This is a genomic window from Allobranchiibius sp. CTAmp26 (genome assembly GCF_017565405.1).
In the GTDB taxonomy this organism is placed as follows: domain Bacteria; phylum Actinomycetota; class Actinomycetes; order Actinomycetales; family Dermatophilaceae; genus Allobranchiibius.
Genome location: NZ_JAGEKR010000001.1, coordinates 214,054 through 236,962, shown reverse-complemented (window position 1 = coordinate 236,962; position 22,909 = coordinate 214,054). Strand labels below are relative to the sequence as shown.

Here is a 22,909-nt window from a genome sequence, read left to right as displayed (position 1 = left end):
GTGTGGATAACCCCTGGAACGACCATCTCGCCGAGGGGGATGTAGATAACCAGGGCCTGAATGATCAACATTGGCAGGCCTATTCGCCATATTTTCCTTGCTACCGACATCGAACACGCGTATGATTCACGGTATACGGACGGGGTATCAGCTAGCAGCCGAGGAGGGGCTATGGCGCAGTTGACCAACGCGACACGTCAGCCCGCTGCGCCGGGGACGGGTGCCCGGTTGATGGCCCATCTGGAGCAGGTCGCCGCGGACCTGCAGGAGTGGCCCGGGGCGTTGTGGCAGTTGGACGAGGCGGCCCTGGGTGCGGTGGTCGGGTCGATGCTGCGGATCGGGTCCCGCTTCGAGAACGTCGCTGCGTTGGTGACCGCCGAGGCGTTGAGCCGGGGGACGGTCGCCAACTCGACCGCGACGGGTGCTCCGGCGTGGGTTGCCCGGCAGGCGGTCGGCGCCGAGCCGGCCGTGGTGCGCCGGGTCGGGGCGGTGGGGGTCGAGTGCGCCGATCCCCGCAACGACGTGGTGGCCGAGGCGTTGGCTTCTGGGTCGGCGAGTGTGCCGGCGGCGGCGGCCGCGTTGCGGGAAGTGCCCCGGGTCCTGCCGCTGCTGCCGACCGCGGATCGCGACGACCTGTTGGGCCGCTACCTGTCGCTGTCCGACCACGGCTGGCGCACGCTGCGGCAGCTGTCCACCCGGATCGTCGGCGAATTCGCGCCCGAACAGCTCGTGCGGGACGAGGAACGTCAGCAGGAGTGTGAGTCGGTGTTCTGGACCGACCTGCCCAGTGGGTTGACCCGGTTCGTCGCCGAACTCTCCGGTGGTCACGCCGCGGTGGTCAAACACGCTCTGCAGGCGCTTTCTGCGCCAACGCCAGAGACCGAAGACGATGCACCAGAGCGTGACCTGCGGACCCCCGCCAAACGGCGTGCGGACGCCCTCGTGCGGCTGGTCGACACCGCCGCCGGGGTCCTGGACGGCACCACCCCACGACCGGTCGGGGAGTTCGGCGGGACCGCCAAAATCCTGGTCACCCTGGACTACAACACCCTCTACGAGGGACTCCGCAGCGCGGGCCGGCTCGACCAGCTCAGCGAAGATGGTTCAGCAGCATGTGAATCCGCGCCCACGTACCTGCCCGGGATCGGGCGCACCACCGACGGGGACGACCTCGACGCGGGCACGCTGAGGCGGCTCGCGTGCGATGCGGGCCTGATCCCCGCCGTCCTCGGAGGCGACTCCGAACCACTCGACGTCGGAAGGGCCAAACGCCTCTTCACCGGTGGCCTACGCACCGCGATCATCCACCGCGACCAGCACTGCACCTTCCCCGGTTGCGACCGACCACCCGACTGGTGCGACGCGCATCATGTGAGGCCCTGGTGGGCCGGCGGCGAGACAACCCTGACCAACGCCGCACTCCTCTGCGCCCGCCACCACACCATCGTCCACCGCGACCTGCTCACCGCCCACGTCACACCCACCGGCGTCATCTGGGACCTCACTCCAGGACTGATGCCCACTCGACCCGGGCCGTCGCCAGCAGCCTGAAGTCGTTGCGACGTTGTAGGTGAGTCCGACGACCACTGAGGGCTGTCGCGGTTGTTGCAGGTGGCAGCAGTTCATGCAACCGGCTTGATAGTCCACGGCAGGTCATCAAGTCTTCAGCAAGAGGTTTACGGGAGGTCAAGTAATGGTCAAGGGACGTCTTCGCCGTCCACCTGACCCCCTTGTTCCCGGCCTTCCGTGCGCTGCGTCGCGGCGCACTACCGACTGAAGAAGGAGACCCCGTGCGCGTAGTGATTGCTGGTGGAGCAGGCTTCCTGGGTTCGCATCTGAGCGACCGGATGATCGGCCGGGGACACAGCGTGGTGTGCCTGGACGATCTGAGTACCGGTCGGATGCAGAACGTCGAGCATCTTCTCTCCCACAGCGCGTTCTCCTTCGATCGGTGTGACATCAGCGGCGGGGTCGAGGTCGCCGGCACCGTGGATGCGGTCATCAACCTGGCGAGCGCCGCATCACCGCCGGACTACCACCGCATGCCGCTGGAGACCCTGCGGGTCGGGAGCGCGGGGACGGAGGCCCTCCTCAAGCTGTCCGTCGCGAAGGGGGCGCGGTTCGTGATGGCCTCGACCAGCGAGATCTACGGGGATCCGCTGGAGCACCCCCAGCGCGAAAGCTACTGGGGCAACGTGAATTCCATCGGCCCACGCAGCGTGTACGACGAGGCGAAGCGGTACGCCGAAGCGCTCACCGCCGCGTACGTTCGCACCGAGGGCCTGAACGGCGCGATCGCCCGGATCTTCAACACCTACGGTCCGCGGATGCGTGCGTTCGACGGGCGGGTGGTCTCGACGTTCATCCGCCAGGCGCTCCGTGGGGAGCCGCTCACGATCTTCGGAGACGGGTCGCAGACGCGCAGTTTCTGCTACGTCTCCGACCTCGTCGCGGGACTGGACGCGATGCTGACCTCGCAGGATCCCGGGCCGATCAATCTGGGCAACCCGGTCGAGCGCACCGTCACCGAGCTCGCGGAACTGGTGATCGCCGCGACGAACTCCAGCTCGACGATCGACTACCTGCCGCTGCCCACGGACGACCCGACCCGCCGCCGACCGGACATCGGGCGCGCTACGGCGGCTCTGCAGTGGGTGCCCGAGGTCGACTTCGATGAAGGTCTGGCAGCGACGATCGACTGGTTCCGCCACGACACGGCAGACCTCGACGGCCCCCTCTGGGGCGACCTCGACGGTGAGGCTGAGGAACTGGGACGCATCGTCGAGCGCCCGGTGGTCTCACCGGTCGACAACCCGCTGGCCGTCGCGAGCGGGTTGAAGGTCACGGTGATCGGGACGGGGTACCTCGGCGCGGTGCATGCCGCGGGGATGGCGATGGTGGGCCACGACGTGCTCGGTGTCGACACCGACGCCCACAAGATCGCGGCGCTGCAGGCCGGCGAAACCCCCTTCTACGAGCCGGGATTCGCCGAGCTACTGGCGGAGGCCATCGCCTCCGGGAGACTGCGGTTCACCACCTCTTTCGAGGAGGCCGCCGAGTTCGGTGATGTGCACTTCGTCTGTGTCGGCACGCCCCAGGTCCCCGGGTCGGATCGTGCGGACGTGTCGCACCTCGACGCGGCGGTCACCCGGTTGGTCTCGCTGACGCGCCGCGACTGCGTGATCATCGGGAAGTCCACGGTACCCGTGGGCACCGCCGTCCGACTGACCCGGATCGTGGCCGATCACGGCGCTCCGGGCGTCGACATCCGGCTGGCGTGGAATCCGGAGTTCCTGCGGGAGAGCATGGCGGTCAAGGATACGCTGGCGCCGGACCGCATCGTCTTCGGAGTCGCGGACGCCGAGTCGGAGCGGGTCATGCGCGCCGTCTATGCGCCGGTCCTGGCTGCCGGTACGCCGCTGATCGTCACCAACCTGGCGACGGCCGAGCTGATCAAGGTCGCCGCCAACTCCTTCCTGGCGACCAAGATCTCCTTCATCAATCTGATGGCCGAGGTCTGCGAGCACGCGGACGCCGACGTCGTGACACTCGCCGATGCCATCGGCCACGACGCGCGCATCGGCAGAGCGTTCCTCAACGCTGGACTGGGTTTCGGCGGCGGGTGCCTCAGCAAGGACATCCGGGCGTTCAGTGCGCGCAGTGCCGAACTCGGTGTGTCCGGCGTGCCGGATCTTCTGGGGGTCGTGGACGACGTCAACCTGCGCCGTCGGCGCCGGGTCGTCGAACTCGCGACCCAGTTGGTGGGTGGTGACATCGCCGGGCGGCGGGTCGCCGTCCTCGGTGCCGCGTTCAAACCCGGCACCGACGACATCCGCAACTCCCCGGCCCTCTTCGTCGCGCTCGCGCTGGCGCAGGCGGGCGCGGAGGTGCGCGTGCACGATCCGCAGGCGTTGGACAACGTCGCGAACGCCGCGCCCGAGCTGCACGGCTGCGCGGACATCGACGCTGCGGTCGAGCAGGCGGACATCGTCCTGCACCTCACGGAATGGGAGGACTACGGCCGCCTGGATCCGGCGCTGATCGCCGGACTGGTCCGTTCGCCGATCGTGCTCGACGCGCGTAACTGCCTGGACATCGAGCACTGGACCCGCGGCGGCTGGGAGGTCCACAGCCTCGGGCACACGAACATCCGGACACCCGCAGCGTTCGCGAGCTGACGTCGAAAACCCCTCAACGAAAAGGACTTCCATGAAAATCTTGGTCACCGGCGGAGCCGGTTTCATCGGGTCGCACGTCGTCGATCTCCTGCTCGCGCAGGGGCATGACGTCCGGGTCTACGACAACCTGATCGAACAGGTCCACGAGAGCGATCAGCCGCAGTACCTGTCGGACGCAGTGGAGTTCATCCGCGCCGATATCTGCGATCGCGCCGCCCTGCGCGAGGCGGTGCGCGGCGTCGACAAGATCGTGCATCTCGCAGCCGAGGTCGGCGTGGGCCAGTCGATGTACGAGATCTCCCGGTACGTCGACGCCAACACCGGCGGCACGGGCGTACTCCTCGACATTCTCGCGAACGAGGAGCACCACGTCTCTAAGATCGTGGTCGCCTCGTCGATGTCGATCTACGGCGAGGGCTCCTACACCTGTGCACGCCACGGAAGCGTCGCGCCCCGGCTGCGTACCGAGGAGCAGTTGCGCGACCATCGCTGGGAATTGAGTTGCCCCGACTGCGGGCTCGACCTCTCGCCGGTGCCGACCGTCGAGACCAAACCGCTGTTCCCCACCTCCGTCTACGCCATCTCCAAGATGGACCAGGAGCTGCTCTGCCTGGCGGTCGGTGCGGCCTACGGCATCGGGGTGACGGCGGTGCGGTACTTCAACGCCTACGGCCCTCGTCAGGCGCTGTCCAACCCCTACACCGGGGTGGCGGCGATCTTCAGCGGCCGCATCCTCAACGGCCAGGCGCCGATCGTGATGGAGGACGGGGAGCAGATGCGCGACTTCGTGCACGTCGCGGATGTGGCGCGCGCGACCGTCTTCGCCCTGCACGCAGGACGAGCCGACGGTCGTGCGGTGAACGTCGGCATGGGCGACCCTATCTCCATCCGGGAGGTCGCCGAAATACTCGCCGAGGCGCTGGGTCGGCCGGATCTGCAGCCGCAGATCACGGGCATGTACCGGGCGGGGGACATCCGGCACTGCTGGGCGGACCCGACCGTGGCCCGGGACCTGCTGGGTTTCGTACCGGAGCACGACTTCCGGACGGACGGGGTGCGCGAGCTGGTCGACTGGGTGCGGACCCAGACCGCGGTGGACCGGGCGGCCGCGGCGAACGAGGAACTCGCGCGGCGGGGTCTCACCGTCTGATGTGGGGCGATCTGCTGCTCGTCCTGTTCACCGTCTTCGAGGTCGCGTACCTGACCTCGGTCCTCGTCAGCATCTGGTTCTACACGCTGCCGGTGGACAGGGTGACGCGTCCGAGCGAGGGCGCGGTGCCCACCGCGTTGCCCTCGATCGTCCTCTTCTATCCGGTGCTCAACGAGATGGAGGAGACGATGCGCACGACCCTCACGGGTATGGAGCGCGCGCAATACCCGTCCTTCCTTCTGCGGGTTATCGCGATCCCAAACGACAACGACGTCGTCACGATCGACTCGCTGCGTCGTCTGCAGGACGAATTCCAGTTCCTGGAGGTACTCCCCGTCCCTCCCACGTCGGATCCGAGCTGGGAAACCGTGTGGTCGGCGTGGGGCAGCAGCCGCAAGGCGTACTGGTGGCACGAGGGCAAGCGGGCGGGGATCACCGATCTGCCCCCGAAGAAGACCCGTCAACTGATCTGGGCGATGTACCAGGTCGCTCCCGGCAACGAGGACTCGTTGCTGTCCTACATCGACGCGGACAGCGTCGTACCCACCGACTACTGGATGTGCGCGGCCAGCGGCATGAGCCAGTACGACGTGGTCCAGCACACGAACATCGCCGGGAACATGCTCTCGTCGTGGCCGGCGTCCTTCTACGCCAACGACCACATCGGGTGGGACGCGTCGATGTACCGGCACATGTCGGCAGGCGGGCGTCAGCCGTTCTACGTCCTCGGCAAGGGCCTGTTCTTCCGCTTCTCCGATCTGTTGCGGGTCGGCGGTTTCCACCCGTGGCTGACCATCGAGGACCCCGAGATCGGGATGCGGCTGTGGACCAACGGCGCTCGACTCGGAGTGGTGGAGTCGCCCCTGGTCGAAGAGGTGCCGGCGACGTGGAGTCAGGGCATCACCCAGCGCAAACGGTGGATCGCCGGCTTCTTCCAGTCGCTCGCCTCCCCCCTGGTGTGGATGGGGATGACTCCGGGCCAACGGTTCCGGGCACGCTTGAACTTCGTGCCGTGCCTCTCGCTCGCTCTCAACCCCATCGGGGTCCCGCTCGGAGTGCTCGTCTCCGTCGAGCTGTGGTCCAGGTCCTCGTTCCTGCCGCCCCCGCTCCTGGCGCTCGCGACGGTGACGACCGTGGGTGCGCTCGTCCTCATCCTGCGCGGCTGGTTGCAGGCCTGGAGGATGAGCGCAGCCGTGCTGGCGAGCAGACGCGACCGGGTGCGGTACGTGCTGCGGGTCAATCCCGTCTTCGTGCTGCTCTATTGGATGTGGTGGTCCATCCCGCTGGTCATCGGACTGAACATGTTCGTCCGGGACCGTGGACTGGTGTGGGAGCGCACCGAGAAACGGGACGCCAACCGCGAGCTCGTGCGCGGGTAGCGGGAGCGAGTTGTGCAGTCGGCCCGGTCAGCCGGGGCGAGGTCGGCATACGGTTGAGGGCATGGCCACTTCGGGACGCTCGTACGTCGACTGGGATCTCGCCCGCACGACCGGCCGGCGGCTGGTCAGCGACGGGCCGCAGACCACCGCGAAGGACGCCGCAGCCGTCGTCGCCGATCTGCGCCAGGCCGCCGCGAACGCGGCCCAGCCGGTGGCCGACACCGCGCGGATGGACACCGGTGGCGCGGCCCAGACCGACGTCCACGTGGTCGACCGCGGCGGCTGGATCGACGTCAACGTCGAGTCCACGGCCGCACTGCTCTCACCGGTCCTGGAGAAGGTGACGGCCAAGAAGGCGGCCGGCCCCCTGGCGATCGCGGTCGGCGCGAAGATCACCGGTGCCCAGGTCGGAGCGCTCCTGGGGTTCGTCGCACCGAAGATCCTCGGCCAGTTCGACCTGGCGCCCGAGGGCCGGCCGAGCCTGCTGCTGGTCGCGCCGAACATTGTCTCCGTCGAACGCGAGCTGGACCTGGACCCCACCGACTTCCGGAGCTGGGTGTGCCTGCACGAGGAGACCCACCGGGTGCAGTTCACGGCCGTGCCCTGGCTGCGCGGACACGTCATCGATCGGTCCCGCGGGTTGATGACCGACCTCATGCCCGACCCGGAGGACCTGCAGGAGCGGTTGCAGCACGCGCTGAAGGCGCTGCCCGACGCCGTACGAGGCGGCGGCAACGGGCTGATGGACCTGTTCACCACCGCCGAACAGCGCGAGCAGCTGGCGTCGCTCACCGCTGTGATGTCGCTGCTCGAGGGGCACGCGGACGTGGTGATGGACGACGTCGGCCCGAAGGTCGTGCCGAGCGTGACAGAGATCCGCCGCAAGTTCGACGAGCGGCGCAAGGGCAGCGGCGGTGTGGACCGGTTGCTGCGCCGTCTGCTCGGTCTGGAGGCCAAGATGCGCCAGTACCGCGACGGTGCGGTCTTCTGCCGCGCGGTGATCGACAAGGTCGGCGTCGACGGCTTCAACGCGGTGTGGTCCTCCCCGGATGCCCTGCCCACCGCCCGCGAGATCGAGGCGCCCGCCGACTGGGTCGCCCGCGTGCACGGCTGACCGAATCCCACAGCAGCAAGATGCCCGGACCGCACCCCGCCGTCGCCGCGACCCGGCTCGCCGTACGACGAGCCGTCGCCGACGCGCCCGCCGGAAGCCTGGTGCTGGTCGCCTGCTCCGGCGGGGCGGACTCCATGGCGCTCGCTGCTGCGGCCGCGTTCGAGTTGCCAAAGCAGGGACTGCGGGTCGGCGCGGTGGTGGTCGACCATGGGCTGCAGGCCGATTCGGCACAGGTGGCGCAGGCCGCGGGCGACCGCTGTCGCGCACTGGGGCTCGACCCCGTCGACGTGGTCCGCGTCCAGGTCGCGGAGGGCGACGGAGACGGGCCGGAAGCGGCCGCACGGGCGGCTCGGCACGCGGCGTTCGGGGAGGTCCTGGAAACCCGCGACGCCACCCGGCTGCTGCTCGGACACACCCGCGACGACCAGGCCGAGACCGTCCTGCTGCGGCTGGCTCGCGGGTCGGGCACCCGTGCCATCGCCGGGATGGCGAATGACGGTCCGGGTCCGCTGCGCCGCCCGTTCCTGCTCGGCGTGGGTCGGGCACAGACCCGCGCGGCCTGTGCCGCGCTGGGCCTGACCTGGTGGGACGATCCGCACAACGAGGACCCTCGCTTCGCCCGGGTCCGCGCCCGCCGGGCCCTGCGCCTCCTGCAGGACGACCTCGGACCGGGCCTCACCGACAACCTGGTCCGCACCGCGACCCTGGCCCGTCAGGACGCCGATCACCTTGACGCTCTCGCGCAGCGCCAGGCCGACGCCCTCGACGGACCCCCCTGGCAGGTAGGCGATCTGGAGGACCTGCCCGACGCCCTGCGCACCCGCGTCTGGCGGTTGCTGATGGCACGTGCGGGCGCGACCGCCGCGGACGTGGGCGCCGTACACGTGGCGTCCCTGGACGAACTGGTGACGCGCTGGCGCGGGCAGGGAGCGGTCGACATACCAGGTGGTCTGCGGGTGGTTCGACGCGAGCGGCTGATCGAGGTCGCTCCCCGTCCGGTTGAATAGCGCCATGGATGCATCCGACGCCGGCACCGACCTGGACCACGTGCTCTTCACCGAGGCGCAGATCCACGACAGGCTGCAGGAGCTGGGCGACCGCATCTGGGCCGACTACGAGGGCAAGGATCTGCTGCTCGTCGGGGTGCTCAAGGGCGCGGTGCTGGTGATGGCCGACCTGATGCGCACGCTGCCCGGGTCGGCGCCGATGGACTGGATGGCGGTGTCGTCGTACGGATCGGGCACCAAATCCTCTGGGGTCGTACGGATCCTGAAGGATCTGGACACCGACATCTCCGGCAAACACGTCCTGATCGTCGAGGACATCATCGACTCCGGCCTGACCCTCAACTGGATCCGCAGCAACCTGCTCTCCCGCGACCCGGCCTCCCTGGAGATCTGCACGCTGCTGCGGAAACCGGATGCCGCGAAGGTCGCGATCGACTGTCGTTACGTCGGATTCGACATCCCCAACGAGTTCGTCGTGGGGTACGGCCTGGACTACGACGAGCGGTACCGCAACCTGCGCGACATCGGCACCCTGGCGCCGCACGTCTACTCCTGAGCCGACGAATACGCGCGCACCCGCCGGAACGTATGACGCGCAACGTGCGTTGGACGTATCGATGCCGTGTCAAGTCTTCAGGCTGACGCGGTTTAGGATCGTTCGGTCCTCGGTTGTCGGGCTCATTGCCCGCCGAGCGCCCATGAGCAGGAGGTACGGGGTTCACCCCGGCACATGTTGACTATGAAGCGCCTCGTCAAGAACCCCGGCATCTGGATCCTCCTCGTCGTGGTCGTCGTTTTCCTGATCTACACCTTCGGCAAGGTCGGCGGCTATCAGCAGGTCGACACCTCGCGCGCCGAGACACTGATCTCCACCAGCAAGGTCGAGTCGGCCAAGCTCACTCCCGACTCCATCAACCTCACCCTGAAGAAGGGTGACGAGTTCAGTGGCGACGGCATCAAGGACGCGGCCCGGGTGCAGTCCAACTACGTCAGCGCCCGCGGCAGCCACCTGGTCGATCTGCTCGAGAAGTACCCCCCGAGCAAGGGCTTCACGGACGACCCCGGCAAGCAGAACATTTTCGTCAGCCTGCTGCTGTCGATCCTGCCGTTCATCCTGATCCTCGGCCTCTTCTGGCTGATCATGAGCCAGATGCAGGGCGGCGGCTCGCGGGTGATGCAGTTCGGCAAGTCCCGCGCCAAGCTCGCGACCAAGGACATGCCCAAGGTCACCTTCCACGACGTGGCCGGTGCCGATGAGGCCGTCGAAGAGCTGGAGGAGATCAAGGACTTCCTGCAGGCGCCGAAGAAGTTCCTCGACGTCGGGGCGAAGATCCCCAAGGGCGTGCTGCTCTACGGCCCGCCCGGCACCGGTAAGACCCTGCTGGCGCGCGCCGTCGCAGGGGAGGCCGGAGTGCCGTTCTACTCGATCTCCGGTTCGGACTTCGTGGAGATGTTCGTCGGTGTCGGCGCCTCGCGCGTCCGCGACCTGTTCGAGCAGGCCAAGGCGAACTCCCCGGCGATCATCTTCGTCGACGAGATCGACGCCGTCGGCCGGCACCGTGGCGCGGGACTCGGCGGTGGCCACGACGAGCGCGAGCAGACCCTCAACCAGTTGCTGGTCGAGATGGACGGCTTCGACGTCAAGACCAACGTCATCCTGATCGCCGCCACCAACCGCCCGGACATCCTCGACCCGGCGCTGCTGCGCCCGGGCCGTTTCGACCGGCAGATCGCGGTGGAGGCCCCCGATATGGCGGGTCGGCACCACATCCTGCAGGTGCACGCCAAGGGCAAGCCGATGGTCGACGACATCGACCTGCTGACGGTGGCGCGTCGTACGCCGGGCTTCTCCGGTGCCGACCTCGCGAACGTCCTCAACGAGGCGGCCCTGCTGACCGCTCGCAGCAACGCGCAGATCATCGACAACCGTGCGCTGGACGAGGCGATCGACCGCGTGATGGCCGGACCGCAGAAGCGCACCCGGGTGATGAGCGCCAAGGAGCGCAAGATCACCGCGTACCACGAGGGTGGTCACGCCCTGGTCGCGTCGGCGCTCAACTACACCGACCCGGTCAGCAAGATCACGATCCTGCCGCGTGGTCGCGCCCTCGGTTACACCATGGTGCTGCCGGCCGACGACAAGTACTCCACCACCCGCAACGAGCTGCTCGACCAGCTGGCGTACGCGCTCGGTGGCCGGGTCGCGGAGGAGATCGTCTTCCACGACCCCAGCACCGGTGCCTCCAACGACATCGAGAAGGCGACGGGGCTGGCCCGCAAGATGGTCACCCAGTTCGGGATGAGCGAGCGGATCGGCGCGATCAAGCTCGGCTCCGGTGGCGGCGAGGTCTTCCTCGGCCGCGACATGGGCCACGAGCGGGACTACTCCGAGGACCTCGCCGGTGTCGTCGACGAAGAGGTACGCCGCCTCATCGAGGCCGCGCACGACGAGGCCTGGCACGCGCTGAACGACAACCGCGACCTGCTGGACCAGTTGGTGCTGGAACTGCTGGAGAAGGAGACGCTGAACGCCGAGGCGCTCGCCGAACTCTTCGCGGCGGTCCACAAGCGCCCGCGCCGTCAGGTCTGGCTCTCCAGCGACGCCCGCAACGTGAGTGACCGCCCGCCGGTCCTCACGCCCGCGGAGCGCGAAGCGGTCGCCCGTGGTGTCGACCTGGACAAGCAGGATCGCCAGCAGGTCGATGCCCACCCGCCGGAGGCGGTCATCGAGGTGCCGGACGGTGGGTATGTCGACCCCACCGAGGGTTGATCTGCAGCGCGCCGCCGCAGCGGTTCGTGAGTTGCTCATCGCGGTCGGGGAAGATCCCGGCCGCGAAGGGCTGCTCGACACACCGGACCGGGTGGCCCGCGCGTACGCCGAGATGTTCGCCGGCCTCGGGAAGGACCCGGCCGAGGTCCTGAGCCGCACGTTCGACGTGGCTCACGACGAGATGGTCCTGATCCGCGACATCGAGGTCTACAGCACGTGTGAGCACCACCTGCTGCCCTTCCACGGGGTCGCGCACGTCGGGTACCTCCCGCCGAAGGACGGACGGGTGCCGGGGTTGTCCAAGATCGCCCGGCTGGTGGATCTCTACGCCCGCCGCCCGCAGGTGCAGGAGCGACTCACCAGCCAGATCGCGGATGCGCTGGTCACTCATCTGCACGCTCAGGGTGTGATCGTCGTGGTGTCCTGCGAGCATCTGTGCATGTCGATGCGCGGCGTCCGCAAACCGGGTGCCCTCACCACGACTTCCGCCGTCCGAGGTCAGCTCCGCGATCCCACGACCCGCGCCGAGGCGATCAGCCTGATGGCACCGGATCACCGACGGTGACGGCGCTTCCCGCTCGCCCCGCGACCCGCCCCCTGGTGATGGGCGTCGTCAACGTCACGCCCGACTCCTTCTCCGACGGCGGCCGCTGGTTCGCCGCCGACGAGGCCGTGCGCCACGGCCGCGAGCTGCACGAGCAGGGCGCCGATCTGGTCGACGTGGGCGGGGAGTCCACGCGGCCCGGCGCGCGTCGCCCGGACGAACGGGAGGAGCTGCGCCGGGTCGTGCCCGTGGTGCGCCAGCTGACCGCCGACGGCGTCCGCGTGTCGATCGACACGATGCGCGCCCGGGTGGCGGCCCGCGCGGTGGAGGCGGGGGCCGTGATCGTCAACGACGTCAGCGGTGGCCTGGCCGATCCGGAGATGGCCGCGACCGTGGCGGCTCTGCGGGTGGGCATGGTGGCCATGCACTGGCGCGGGCACAGTCACCAGATGGCCGACCGGGCGGTCTACGACGACGTGGTCGCCGACGTACGCCGTGAGCTCGGCGACCGGGTCGACGCGTTGTTGTCCGCCGGGATTGCACGTGACGCGCTGGTCATCGACCCCGGCCTGGGCTTCGCCAAGACCGCGGAGCAGAACTGGACCGTCCTGCGGGACATCGCCGCGTTCGAGCAGCTGGGCCTGCCGGTGCTCGTCGGCGCCTCCCGCAAGGGGTTCCTGGCCAGGGTCGGATCCGACGCTCCGCTGCCGCCGGACCGCCGCGAAGGTGCCACGACGGCGTTGACCGTCCTGCTGGCCCAGGCGGGCGTGTGGGGCGTTCGGGTGCACGACGTGGCGGCGGCGCGCGCGGCGCTCGCAGTGGTGGAGACGATGGGGGCGGGGGAGTGAGCGACCGGATCGGGCTGACCGGCATCGTGGCCGAGGCGTGTCACGGAGTGCTGGAGCACGAGAAGCGGGAACCGCAACGGTTCGTCGCCGACATCGTGCTCGAGTGCGACCTGCGCAGGGCAGGCGCCGCCGACGAGCTGCACTCCACGGTGAGTTACGCGGACATCGCCCAGGGCGCGTACGCCGTCCTCACCGGCGACAGCGTCGACCTCATCGAGACGCTCGCGGAGCGGATCGCCGCTCTGGCTCTGGTGCCGGTCGCGGTCGAAGCCGTCGAGGTCACCATCCGCAAACCGCAGGCGCCGGCCGGTGTGCCGTTCGTGGACGAGCTGACGGGTGGCCCGTTCGTGACCGTGCGGCGGGTGCGCGACCGGGAGGTCGTGATCGCGCTCGGTGCCAACATGGGCGACCGCGCGGGCACGATGGCGGCCGCCGTACGCGCCCTCGCGGCCGTCGACGGGTTGGAGATCGTGGCCTGCTCACCGCTGCTCGAGACCGGCGCGGTCGGCGGACCCGAGCAGCCCGACTACCTCAACGCGGTGGTCGTCGCACGCAGCCGGCTCGCTCCGTGGAGCCTGCTCGACGAATTGCACCGCATCGAGCGCAATCACGGCCGCGTGCGCGAGGTGCGTTGGGGCGCGAGGACGTTGGACCTCGACCTGATCCAGGTCGGTGACTCGACCGATGACTCCGATCTGGAGATCGACACCGAGGAGCTCACGCTGCCGCACCCACGTGCGCACGAGCGGGCCTTCGTGCTCGTGCCGTGGTCGCGGGTCGACGGCACCGCTCAGCTGCGGACGGACGCCGGGTCCAAGGACATCCGCGAGCTGATCGCCGCGCTGCCGCCGGGCGCGCTCGACGGTGTGCGCCCCGGGCCCGGATGGCACCCGCTGTGAACGCCCGACAGCTCACCTGGAAATACGCGCTGGGCGTCGCCGCCGTGGTGTTCGTGGTCGCGTACGCCGCCCTCTCCGTCTGGAACGCGCGGGGTCGGTCGATGCCCCAGAACTCCTGGGTCGCGGTCGGTGTGGTCGTCGTGATGGCGGTCCTGGTGCTCTACGCCGGCAACGAGATCCGGCTGTACCTGCGTGGTGAGTCCACCCGTCCGCCGTCACCGCAGCGGGCCCGCAGCACGCTGGTCGGTGCGCAGGCCTGCGTCCTGGGCGGCGCCGCGTTCGCCGGTTGGTACGGCGGGACCGCGGCGGTCGAGGTCGGCCGACTGCAGACCACGACCGGACCGAGCTCGTTCCTGCTGGCCGTCGTGCTGACGGTGGTGTGTGTCGGGCTCGTGGGGAGCGGCCTGGTCGTGCAGTGGTGGTGCAAGCTGCCCGAGGACGACGACGACAAGAAGCGGCGTACGCCGAAGGGGCCCCCCGGCGAAGTCGTGTGAACGAGCGCGCTCGACAGCGCGCTGACCGTCACACGACGTCGATGCGGTATCCGGTCAGGACCGGGGCAGATCCATGGCCCGGGCGATGAGCCGGTCGAAGGCCCGGTCGGGCAGAGCGCGACGCGCCGCGATGAGCGGTTTGGCGGCGAATCCGACGGCGTAGCGGGTCCTGGGTCTGCGGGCGGTGACGGCCTTGCCGATCGCGTCCGCGACGACCCCGGGTGGCGAGCTGCGGCGCGTCTCGCTCTCGGATTCCAATGCCGCGGCGACCGCCTGCACCTGCGCCGCGTAGGCGCTGTCGTCGGCGGTCCCTCGCAGGTGCTCGGCCGCGATCCTTCCCCACTCCGTCGCGATCGCGCCGGGCTCGATGACGACCACTGCGATCCCGAACGGCGCGACCTCCATGCGAAGGCAGTCGCTGAGCGCTTCGACCGCGAACTTGGTGGCGTGGTACCACCCGCCGAGGGGGGTGTGGATCCTGCCGCCCATCGAGGAGACGTTGACGACCAGACCAGACCTCTGGTCGCGCATGTGCGGCAGCACCAGTTGAGTGAGCCGCGCCAGGCCGAAGACGTTGACGTCGAACTGTCGACGCGCCTCCTCGATCGAGACGTCCTCGAGGGCGCCGTACGAGCCGTACCCGGCGTTGTTGACGAGGACGTCGATTCGGCCCGTCTCGCCGATAATCGCTTCGATGGCAGCGGTCATCGCGTCGTCGTCGGTCACGTCCAGGGCCAGCGGACGGATTCCGTCGGCCGACAGCGCCTCAAGACGGTCCGTTCGGCGCGCGGCCCCGTAGACGGTGTAGCCCAGCGAGTGCAGCTTTCGCGCGGTGGACTCCCCGATGCCCGACGAAGCGCCGGTGACGAGGGCGGTCTTGACGGGTGAATCAGACATGATCCGGTCCTCCATGGGGTGAGCTCTCAGCCTATGTTCGATCCGAACGGCGGCCCCTCCCGCTGCAGGGCCTGCTGCCGAGCGCTCGCGGACCACGATCGAGCCCACCGGGCGCAGGGGCGTGGCTGCAGTACCGATAACCGAGCGGGCAGGGTCCCTGCTATTTGTCGATGTCGCCGACCACGAAGAACATCGAGCCGAGGATCGCCACCATGTCGGCCAGCAGATTGCCCGGCAGCAGCTCGGCCAGGACCGCGACGTTGTTGAACGACGCGGACCGCAGCGCGAGCCGCCACGGGGTCTTGTCGCCGCGCGAGACGAGGTAGTAGCCGTTGAACCCCAGCGGGTTCTCCGTGGCCACGTAGTCGCTGCCCTCGGGCACCTTCAACACCTTCGGCAGCTTCAGGTTGACCGGTCCCGCGGGCATCGCGAGCAGTCGTTCGACGCAGGCCTGCGCGAGGTCGAGACCGACGTGGGTCTGCTCCAGCAGCACCTCCAGTCGCGCGAGGCAGTCGCCGGCCTGCCGGGTGACGACCCGGCCCGGGCCGCCGGGTGCGAACAGTTCGTCGTACGCCAGGTAGGGCTGGTCGCGGCGCAGGTCGACATCGAGACCACTGGCCCGCGCGATCGGACCCGAGACGCCGTACGACGCGACGGCCTCGGCGGTGAGGACGCCGACCCCGCGGGTTCGCGCCTGCAGGATCTCGTTGCCGACCAGGAGGCTCTCCAGCTCGGGCATCCGGGCACGCACGCCGTCGATCGCGGCCTGCACCCGCTGCAGCCAGCCGGCCGGGATGTCCTCCCGCAGTCCGCCGACCCGGTTGAACATGTAGTGCATCCGACCGCCGGAGATCTCCTCCATCACCGTCTGCAACTCCTCGCGCTCGCGGAAGGAGTAGAAGATCGGGGTGATCGCGCCGAGCTCCAGGGGGTAGGAGCCGAGGAACATCAGGTGGTTGAGCACCCGGTTCAGCTCCGACAGCAGGGTCCGGGTCCAGGTCGCGCGGACGGGCACCTCCATGCCGAGCATCCGCTCCACGGTGAGGGCGAGCCCGACCTCGCTGCTGAACGCCGACAGCCAGTCGTGCCGGTTGGCCAGCACCATGATCTGTCGGTAGTCGCGCACCTCGAAGAGCTTCTCGGCGCCGCGGTGCATGTAGCCGACGATGGGCTCGGCGCGGGAGATGCGCTCGCCGTCGAGGGTCACCCTCAGTCGCAGGACGCCGTGGGTGGCGGGATGCTGCGGACCGATGTTGAGGACCATGTCCGCGGTCGCGAGCTCACCCGCGCCGACGCCGACGGTCAGTTCACGGGTGGTCATGGGCTCAGTCTGCCAGGGTGTCTCCGCGGTCCGCGGCGCGCACGAGCACCACGCCGAGCACGATCAGTCCTCCGCCGACGAGCTGGACCGGCAGCGGCAACTCGCCAAGGAAGAACCAGGCGAAGAGGACGGCGAAGAGCACCTCCGCCAGTGCGACGAACGAGGCGACCCGGGTGCCGAGCATGCGGGCAGCGACCACGCCGGAGACGTACGCGAAGGCAGCAGCGAGGACGGAGATGCCGAGCACCGGCACCAGCACGCTCACGTGCCACCCGGCCAGCGGCACCGACCTCGTCGACGCGTGCATCGGCAGTGCCCCGGTGACACCGAGAAGGAGCAGCGGCACGAGGCCCACGGCGAGACCCGCGCCGGACAGCACCAGCGGTGACAGCCCGTCCTCGGGCGTTTCTGCGGCGACGACGAAGTACGTGGCGGAGCAGACCGCGGCCCCCAGGCCGAAGACCACGCCGATGGCGTCGACGCTGACCGACCCGAACACGTCGAGCACCAGCATCAGCCCCGCCAGCGCGACCACCGCACCGAGCAGTGTGAGGCGCGACGGTGCCCGACGCGTCCGCGCCCAGGCCAGCAGGACCAGCAGCGTGGGGGACAGGTACTCCAGCAGCAGCGCGACGCCCACCGAGAGGTGCTGCACGGCGAGGAAGTAGAACAGCTGACCACCGGCGACGCCGAAGAGCCCGTAGAGGAGCACGGCGCGCAGGTGCGTGCGCAACAGATACCACCGTCCGCGCAATTCGCGCGCCGCCGGGATCGCGAGGATGGCGGCGGCGATCCCGATGCGCATTGTCACAGCCGCCGCGGGGGACCAGCCGGCGCTGAAGAGTTCCTTGGCGAACGGCCCCGACGTCCCGAAGGCCGCCGCGGACGCGAGGGCGATGATCAGCGCGCGAGATGTGGAGCCGGTCGGGGCTGTGGCCGGTGCGACTGCGTGACTGGTCTCGATGTCGACGGACATGGCGCCCCTTTCCCTGTCGGGCTGCTGTAATGGGTAAAGATGTCTTACACTCGTGACTATGCCGAGCGTACGGTGCCGCCAGGTCAGGAGTCAACATGCCATTCACTCATGACACGGAGGACGCCTTGTCGGCTGCGGTCGCGCTGGTGAACTCGGCGGCGTCCACCGGCCCGGCCGGCAGGGCCGGTCCCGAGCACGACGTGCTCGTCGACCCCGAGGAGTTCGAGGAGTTCGTCGCCCAGTGGGACTGGACCGGGGCGCGTGCCCGCGACGAAGCCGAACGCCGTGCCGTCCGCGCGCTGCGGCCCCGGCTGCGGGCCTTGTGGGAGGCGGACGGCGAGGACGAGCTGGTGGTGCTCGTCAACGATCTGCTGAGTGCGGGCAGGGCCCTGCCCCAGCTCGTCCGGCACGGGGAGTGGGACTACCACCTGCACGCCACCTCCGCGGACGCGCCGTTCGCGACCCGCTGGATGGTCGAGGCCGCCATGGCGATGGTGGACGTGCTGCGCGCCGGTGAGATCTGGCGGCTCAAGACCTGCGCCGCCGACGACTGCGACGACGTGGTCGTGGACCTGTCCAAGAACCGGTCGCGACGCTTCTGCGACGCGGGATGCGGGAACCGCACGAACGTCGCGGCGTACCGTGCGCGCCAGAAGTCAGGCGACGACGGGCCGCCCGGGTAGCGTTCGCCGCGTGTCAGACAGTGGGGAGCCGTCCTCGCAGGACCGCTACTACGAGCGGTACCAACAGGCCGAGGGCGGGTTCCAGGACCCCGGTGGCGGCCGGCGGAGCACCCGCGTCTGGATCCTCGGTGGCGCAGCCCTTCTCGTGCTGATCCTGATCGCAGTCGTCACCTTCGTGTTCGTCGACCACAGCGGTTCGGATCAGCAGGCCGACACCTCGTCGTCCAGCTCGACGGCGACCAGCACCGGCAGCGGGTCCGCCAGTCCGACCACGGGAGCCCAGGGCGCACTCCTCGTGCGGCCGGTGGTGCCGGGCTGGCAGGCCGTCGGCGGGGTCGTCAACGACGAGTCCCAGATCTATGGCGCGTACGACGCCCCGCCGAACTGGCAGGTCAAGCAGGACAACGCCATCTACTACGACACGGCCACGGGCACCAAGCTCTTCGGGCAGCACACGAGCTGGGGGCTCTCCGAGATCAACTACGGCAAGTGCGCCGCCCATCCGAACAACTCGCAGGCCAGCGCGAGCTTCGTCGACATCGGCAAGCGCGATCCGGTCGATGCGGTGCAGGGTGTGCTGCAGGACTTCGCCTCGGCCGCCAGCCTCGACAAGGACAAGTCCACCCACGCTGCGCAGGGCACCGTGTCGGTGCGCAACACCACGGTCGCGGCAGGATCGATCCCGGCCGTCCGGGGCAGCGTCACCGCGACGGCGGGCACGCTGAACGCCGACTGCGGCACCGGCAGACCCATCACGTTCCAGGCCGTGGCCTTCACCACCAACGGCAGGTCGGTGATGGTGCTCGTGGCGATCGCGACCTGGCCGGGATACAGCCCGCCCGCGGCGGACACCATCGACAAGATCCTGTCGTCGGTACGCCCCGCCGGCGGCTGAGCGGACCCTGCTCGATCACCGCGTCGGGTGCGGTGGCGCGGTTACGATCCGCTCGTGAGCGACAACGGGAACCACGGGCCGCCGACCGGCCCGCCAGGATCTCCCCAGGATCGCTACTACGAGCGGTACGCCCAGTCGGCGGGAGCGCTCGACCGGCCACCCCACCGCGGCAGGGGTCGATGGCTGGCGCTGGGCGCCGGCACGCTGGTCGTCGTACTGGCCGCCGTGATCGGTTTCGTCGTATTCGGTGACAACGGCAGTGGTGACGCCGCGGCATCTTCGTCGTCGACCGCGCCCTCATCCGGCACCACGCCGTCCTCGAGCACCACGCCGGCATCGGGGGCGACGTCGACCGCGGTGGACGGCGCCCTGTCGGTGCGTCCGGTCGTGTCGGGGTGGCAGGCGGTCGGCGGGGTGGTCAGCTCGGATCTGCAGGTGTACGGCGCGTACGACGCGCCGCCCGGGTGGCAGGTGAGGCAGGAGAACAACATCTACTTCGACGATGCCCACGGCACGGGTATCGCGGGCGAGCACACCGACTGGGGCCTGGCGGCGTACAACCTCGGCAAGTGCACGGGCCACCCGAACGGCACCCAGGCGAGTGCGAGCTTCGTCGACATCGGGAAGCGAGACCCGGCGGAGGCCGTCGGGACCCTGCTGGTGGACTTCGGGTCGGCGGCGAGCGTGAACAAGGACAAGACCACGCACGCCGCGCAGGGCAGTCCGGCCACGACCAACATCACCGTGGCGAACGGGTCGATCGCCGCCGTACGGGGTCAGCTCACGGTGACCGAGGGCACGCTGAACGCCGACTGCGGGGTCGGGAAGCCCATCACGTTCTACGCCGCGGCGTTCACATCGAACGGGCGCTCGGTGATGCTGCTGATCGCCGTCGGCACCTGGCCCGGCGTACCCGGTCCGGACTCCGGCACGATCAACAAGATGCTGCAGTCACTGCGTCCGGCCGGCGGCTGACCGGGTCGAGCGACCACCAGAATCCGCCGAGCCCGCCCCGAGCGGTGAGGGCGGAGTAGGCACCGCGCAGTGCGAGCGAGCGCAGGTACGCCGGCGGATTCGTGCGCGCGAGCGCGTCGTCGGCCGCGTCCGGGCGGATGCCCAACTCGGCGAACAGGTCCCGCTGCCGCACGAGCCGTGGTGCGCCGAGCGTGTCCATCGCGACGTGCGCCGTGATGTCGGTGCCGCCGTCGGGGAGCGGCGGGCGCGCCTGTCCGTCGCGGTAGCCCATGAGCGTGCCGGCGCCCGGGCGAGCACTCCGCAGATGGCCGTAGTCAGTCGTGACCAGGACGCCGGAGCGCACCGATCGCCGCAGCTCGGCGTACGCCGCGTCGCGGGTCAGGCCGACCTCCACCCGTGCGTGCGCCACGTCCCAGCCGGGCCAGTTGTCTTCGCACCAGCGGCGATCGGCGCGCGTCGCCGAGGCGCCCAGTCGTTCGGTGCCGTCCTCGTCGACCTCCACCACGCGCAGCCGCCGGCCGTCGTGCTGCAGCACCGGACACGGCACCACATCGAGCCACTCATGGGCGAGGACGAGCGCATCCGAGAGTCCGTGCAGCGACGGCGGCACCGCCGTGCCCCCCGTGCCGGTGATCCACGCGACGTCCTGCGGGATGCCCACCGGGCGGTCGACGATGTCCACCGCGGTCAGTTCCAGATCCGGGGCCGCGGCACGGATCTGGGTGATCAGTTCCCCTCTCCCGCAGGCGAAGTCGACGATGTGCCGCGCCCCGTGCTGGCGCGCGAGCGCCACGACGGCCGTGGCGAGCAGAGCGCCGCCCCCGGGGATGCCCTGCGCGGACGTCGCGAAGTGCGCGGCCGGCCCGCCTGGCGAGCGATAGAAGCCGTGTTCGCCGTACAACGCCCCCTGCCAGGCCTGTTCCCACGGCGCCCAGCTCATCGGGCCACCGTAGGCGCAGATCGGGACGCAGGTAGCGTCACTGCCTGTGAGTACGACGGGTCGGCCACCGAGCTTGCGCGTCGCGGTCATCGGATGTGGCCGCGTCGGCGCGGTGCTCGGTGCCGCGTTCCGCGCGGCGGGCCACGAGGTCGTGGCCACGAGCGCTGTGAGCGACGCCTCGCTGCATCGGGCGGCCGAGATGCTGCCCGGCGTGCCCGTGCTGCCGCCCGCCGAGGTCGCCCGGTCCGCCGAGGTCGTGCTCCTCACCGTGCCGGACGACGAGCTCGGTGATCTGACGCGCTCGCTTGGCGCGGAGGGTGCGTGGAACGGTGGTCGTCTGGTCATCCATACCAGCGGTTTCCACGGCTGCGAGGTGCTCGCTCCTGTCGTCGAGGCCGGTGGTGACGCGATCGCGATGCACCCGGCGATGACCTTCACCGGCACCGCCCGTGACCTGCCCCGGCTCCTCGGCATCCCCATGGCGGTGACGGCCTCGATGGGCGCGGATCTGATCGCCGAGGCGCTCGTGCTCGACCTCGGCGGCGAACCGCTGCCGTTGTCGGAGGAGCAGCGGCCGCGGTACCACGCCGCCCTCACCCACGGCGCCAACCATCTGGTGACGCTCGTCGCGCAGAGTCAGCAGATCCTGCGCCACGCCGGGATCGAGGCACCGCAGCAGGTGCTCGACGGACTGCTGACGGCCGCCCTCACCAACGCGCTCGAGCACGGCGACCGGGCCCTCACCGGGCCCGTGGCGCGCGGTGACGTCGAGACGGTCCGCGCCCACCTGGAGGTGCTGTCCGACGAGTCACCCGATGTAGGGAGCTCCTATCGTGCGATGGCACTCGCCACTGCACGACGCGCTGCCGAACGCCACGCGACCCCGGCGCGATCCACCCGACCGATGCTGGACCTGCTCGACCCGAACGGACACGAGGGATGACGGACGAGACCCCGACGATCGCCTACACCCGCACCGAACTGCAGACCGCTCGCGCGGCGCTCGGTGACGACGTGGGCGTCGTCATGACGATGGGCGCGCTGCACGAGGGGCACGCGCGACTGATCCGGCAGGCGCGTCAGGAGATGGAGCACGTCATCGTGACGATCTTCCTCAACCCACTGCAGTTCGCGGCGGGTGAGGATCTCTCGCGGTATCCGCGCACCTTCGAGGACGACGTGGCGATCTGCGCCCGCGAAGGCGTGGATGTGGTCTTCGCGCCCTCACCCGATGTCGTGTACCCCGACGGCGAACCTGGTGTGCGCATCTCGGCGGGCGCGCTCGGCAACGTCCTGGAGGGCGCCGCGCGACCCGGGCATTTCGACGGTGTCCTGACGGTGGTCGCGAAGATGCTGCATCTGGTGCGACCGTCTCGGGCGTACTACGGGCAGAAAGACGCTCAGCAACTGTTGCTGATCAAACGAATGGCACGTGATCTGGACTTCCCCACCGAGGTGGTGGCCGTCGAGACCGCGCGGGAGGCTGACGGTCTGGCGCTGAGCAGTCGCAACCGCTATCTGACCGAGACCGACCGCGAGGTCGCCGGCTGCCTGTCGCAGGCGTTGCGCGCGGGCGCGGACATGGCGCGGATCGGACCGGCCGCCGTACGTCGTGCTGCCCGCGACGTGCTGGTCCGTGAGCCGCTGGCGATGATCGACTATCTCGTGCTCGTCCATCCGACCGAGCTCACCGAGGTGGCCGAGTGGTACCGCGGACCGGCCCTGCTGGCCGTCGCAGGCCGGGTCGGCACCACGCGGCTCATCGATAATCTGCCCATCGAACTCGGCCCGGAGGGTGGGGCGCGACCCATCTCCTGACCCGGTGTCACTGGCGAGAAA

General features: G+C 69.6%; 21 protein-coding genes. 17 read left to right on the top strand and 4 right to left on the bottom strand.

The features are described from left to right. The first annotated feature begins 171 nt into the window (after positions 1-171). The 12 genes from J4030_RS01165 to J4030_RS01110 all read left to right on the top strand — a co-directional run bounded on the left by J4030_RS01165 (position 172) and on the right by J4030_RS01110 (position 14,383). Positions 172-1,551, top strand: a complete 1,380-nt coding sequence (locus tag J4030_RS01165) for an HNH endonuclease signature motif containing protein (RefSeq protein WP_208047340.1) — start codon at positions 172-174, stop codon at positions 1,549-1,551. Positions 1,552-1,790: 239 nt separating this feature from the next. After that, positions 1,791-4,178 (top strand): nucleotide sugar dehydrogenase, encoded by a 2,388-nt coding sequence (locus J4030_RS18400; protein ID WP_208047339.1) that lies wholly within the window; start codon positions 1,791-1,793, stop codon positions 4,176-4,178. A gap of 31 nt (positions 4,179-4,209) precedes the next feature. Then, positions 4,210-5,328: an SDR family NAD(P)-dependent oxidoreductase gene (locus J4030_RS01155; RefSeq protein ID WP_208047338.1), complete on the top strand. Its 1,119-nt coding sequence runs from the start codon at positions 4,210-4,212 to the stop codon at positions 5,326-5,328. Then, the gene (locus J4030_RS01150; RefSeq protein ID WP_208047337.1) at positions 5,328-6,707 is read left to right on the top strand and encodes a glycosyltransferase family 2 protein; all 1,380 of its coding nucleotides are present in this window, start codon (positions 5,328-5,330) and stop codon (positions 6,705-6,707) included. The genes J4030_RS01155 and J4030_RS01150 overlap by 1 nt, the downstream gene beginning before the upstream one ends. A gap of 61 nt (positions 6,708-6,768) precedes the next feature. Beyond that, positions 6,769-7,821 carry a zinc-dependent metalloprotease gene (locus tag J4030_RS01145; RefSeq protein WP_208047336.1) on the top strand — a complete coding sequence of 351 codons (1,053 nt, stop codon included), beginning with the start codon at positions 6,769-6,771 and terminating at the stop codon, positions 7,819-7,821. A gap of 20 nt (positions 7,822-7,841) precedes the next feature. Beyond that, a complete protein-coding gene (gene tilS, locus J4030_RS01140) occupies positions 7,842-8,828 on the top strand; it encodes a tRNA lysidine(34) synthetase TilS (RefSeq protein WP_208047335.1) in 987 nt (328 codons plus the stop codon). Positions 8,829-8,832: 4 nt separating this feature from the next. Beyond that, entirely contained in the window at positions 8,833-9,384 is a 552-nt protein-coding gene (gene hpt / locus J4030_RS01135) for a hypoxanthine phosphoribosyltransferase (protein ID WP_208047334.1), read from the top strand. A 177-nt stretch (positions 9,385-9,561) separates the two neighbouring features. Continuing rightward, the gene (ftsH, locus tag J4030_RS01130; protein ID WP_243762710.1) at positions 9,562-11,598 is read left to right on the top strand and encodes an ATP-dependent zinc metalloprotease FtsH; all 2,037 of its coding nucleotides are present in this window, start codon (positions 9,562-9,564) and stop codon (positions 11,596-11,598) included. Continuing rightward, complete coding sequence (folE, locus tag J4030_RS01125) at positions 11,576-12,163, top strand: GTP cyclohydrolase I FolE (RefSeq protein WP_208047333.1); 588 nt, start codon at positions 11,576-11,578, stop codon at positions 12,161-12,163. Before ftsH ends, folE begins: the two co-directional genes overlap by 23 nt. Next, positions 12,160-12,990 carry a dihydropteroate synthase gene (folP, locus tag J4030_RS01120; protein ID WP_307864501.1) on the top strand — a complete coding sequence of 277 codons (831 nt, stop codon included), beginning with the start codon at positions 12,160-12,162 and terminating at the stop codon, positions 12,988-12,990. Before folE ends, folP begins: the two co-directional genes overlap by 4 nt. After that, the gene (gene folK, locus J4030_RS01115) at positions 12,987-13,889 is read left to right on the top strand and encodes a 2-amino-4-hydroxy-6-hydroxymethyldihydropteridine diphosphokinase (protein WP_208047332.1); all 903 of its coding nucleotides are present in this window, start codon (positions 12,987-12,989) and stop codon (positions 13,887-13,889) included. Before folP ends, folK begins: the two co-directional genes overlap by 4 nt. Continuing rightward, positions 13,886-14,383, top strand: coding sequence for a DUF3180 domain-containing protein (locus J4030_RS01110; RefSeq protein WP_208047331.1), 498 nt, complete (start codon positions 13,886-13,888; stop codon positions 14,381-14,383). Before folK ends, J4030_RS01110 begins: the two co-directional genes overlap by 4 nt. Before the next feature lie 54 nt (positions 14,384-14,437). Here J4030_RS01110 and J4030_RS01105 read toward each other — a convergent pair whose 3' ends face one another. From J4030_RS01105 to J4030_RS01095, 3 genes are all read right to left on the bottom strand, one after another. After that, positions 14,438-15,280, bottom strand: a complete 843-nt coding sequence (locus J4030_RS01105) for an oxidoreductase (protein ID WP_208047330.1) — start codon at positions 15,278-15,280, stop codon at positions 14,438-14,440. A 160-nt stretch (positions 15,281-15,440) separates the two neighbouring features. After that, positions 15,441-16,601 (bottom strand): NADH-quinone oxidoreductase subunit D, encoded by a 1,161-nt coding sequence (locus tag J4030_RS01100; RefSeq protein ID WP_208047329.1) that lies wholly within the window; start codon positions 16,599-16,601, stop codon positions 15,441-15,443. 4 nt (positions 16,602-16,605) lie between these two features. After that, the gene (locus J4030_RS01095) at positions 16,606-17,577 is read right to left on the bottom strand and encodes a DMT family transporter (protein ID WP_208047328.1); all 972 of its coding nucleotides are present in this window, start codon (positions 17,575-17,577) and stop codon (positions 16,606-16,608) included. A 95-nt stretch (positions 17,578-17,672) separates the two neighbouring features. Here J4030_RS01095 and J4030_RS01090 point away from each other — a divergent pair, with 95 nt between their 5' ends. The 3 genes from J4030_RS01090 to J4030_RS01080 are packed head-to-tail and all read left to right on the top strand — an operon-like array spanning position 17,673 to position 20,130. Then, positions 17,673-18,260 carry a CGNR zinc finger domain-containing protein gene (locus J4030_RS01090; protein ID WP_208047327.1) on the top strand — a complete coding sequence of 196 codons (588 nt, stop codon included), beginning with the start codon at positions 17,673-17,675 and terminating at the stop codon, positions 18,258-18,260. Positions 18,261-18,270: 10 nt separating this feature from the next. Continuing rightward, positions 18,271-19,155, top strand: a complete 885-nt coding sequence (locus J4030_RS01085; RefSeq protein ID WP_208047326.1) for a hypothetical protein — start codon at positions 18,271-18,273, stop codon at positions 19,153-19,155. 54 nt (positions 19,156-19,209) lie between these two features. Beyond that, positions 19,210-20,130, top strand: coding sequence for a hypothetical protein (locus J4030_RS01080; RefSeq protein WP_208047325.1), 921 nt, complete (start codon positions 19,210-19,212; stop codon positions 20,128-20,130). Here the strand turns inward: J4030_RS01080 and J4030_RS01075 are convergent. Continuing rightward, the gene (locus tag J4030_RS01075; protein ID WP_208047324.1) at positions 20,090-21,070 is read right to left on the bottom strand and encodes an SAM-dependent methyltransferase; all 981 of its coding nucleotides are present in this window, start codon (positions 21,068-21,070) and stop codon (positions 20,090-20,092) included. The two genes, J4030_RS01080 and J4030_RS01075, sit on opposite strands and share 41 nt — an antisense overlap. Positions 21,071-21,116: 46 nt before the next feature. Between J4030_RS01075 and J4030_RS01070 the strand changes: the two genes are divergently transcribed. Beyond that, positions 21,117-22,013 (top strand): DUF2520 domain-containing protein, encoded by an 897-nt coding sequence (locus J4030_RS01070; RefSeq protein WP_307864500.1) that lies wholly within the window; start codon positions 21,117-21,119, stop codon positions 22,011-22,013. Next, positions 22,010-22,888, top strand: coding sequence for a pantoate--beta-alanine ligase (gene panC / locus J4030_RS01065; protein ID WP_208047323.1), 879 nt, complete (start codon positions 22,010-22,012; stop codon positions 22,886-22,888). The genes J4030_RS01070 and panC overlap by 4 nt, the downstream gene beginning before the upstream one ends. The last annotated feature ends 21 nt before the right edge of the window (positions 22,889-22,909 follow it).

What these genes read in the sequence shown, in the direction of transcription:
- hpt (WP_208047334.1), top strand. Translation starts at nt 8,833, where the DNA reads ATGGATGCATCCGACGCCGGCACCGACCTGGACCACGTGCTCTTCACC.
- folE (WP_208047333.1), top strand. Translation starts at nt 11,576, where the DNA reads ATGTCGACCCCACCGAGGGTTGATCTGCAGCGCGCCGCCGCAGCGGTT.
- tilS (WP_208047335.1), top strand. Translation starts at nt 7,842, where the DNA reads ATGCCCGGACCGCACCCCGCCGTCGCCGCGACCCGGCTCGCCGTACGA.
- J4030_RS01090 (WP_208047327.1), top strand. Translation starts at nt 17,673, where the DNA reads ATGCCATTCACTCATGACACGGAGGACGCCTTGTCGGCTGCGGTCGCG.
- J4030_RS01075 (WP_208047324.1), bottom strand. Translation starts at nt 21,070, where the DNA reads ATGAGCTGGGCGCCGTGGGAACAGGCCTGGCAGGGGGCGTTGTACGGC.
- J4030_RS01150 (WP_208047337.1), top strand. Translation starts at nt 5,328, where the DNA reads ATGTGGGGCGATCTGCTGCTCGTCCTGTTCACCGTCTTCGAGGTCGCG.
- J4030_RS01100 (WP_208047329.1), bottom strand. Translation starts at nt 16,601, where the DNA reads ATGACCACCCGTGAACTGACCGTCGGCGTCGGCGCGGGTGAGCTCGCG.
- J4030_RS01145 (WP_208047336.1), top strand. Translation starts at nt 6,769, where the DNA reads ATGGCCACTTCGGGACGCTCGTACGTCGACTGGGATCTCGCCCGCACG.
- J4030_RS01155 (WP_208047338.1), top strand. Translation starts at nt 4,210, where the DNA reads ATGAAAATCTTGGTCACCGGCGGAGCCGGTTTCATCGGGTCGCACGTC.
- panC (WP_208047323.1), top strand. Translation starts at nt 22,010, where the DNA reads ATGACGGACGAGACCCCGACGATCGCCTACACCCGCACCGAACTGCAG.
- J4030_RS01105 (WP_208047330.1), bottom strand. Translation starts at nt 15,280, where the DNA reads ATGTCTGATTCACCCGTCAAGACCGCCCTCGTCACCGGCGCTTCGTCG.
- J4030_RS01165 (WP_208047340.1), top strand. Translation starts at nt 172, where the DNA reads ATGGCGCAGTTGACCAACGCGACACGTCAGCCCGCTGCGCCGGGGACG.
- J4030_RS01095 (WP_208047328.1), bottom strand. Translation starts at nt 17,577, where the DNA reads ATGTCCGTCGACATCGAGACCAGTCACGCAGTCGCACCGGCCACAGCC.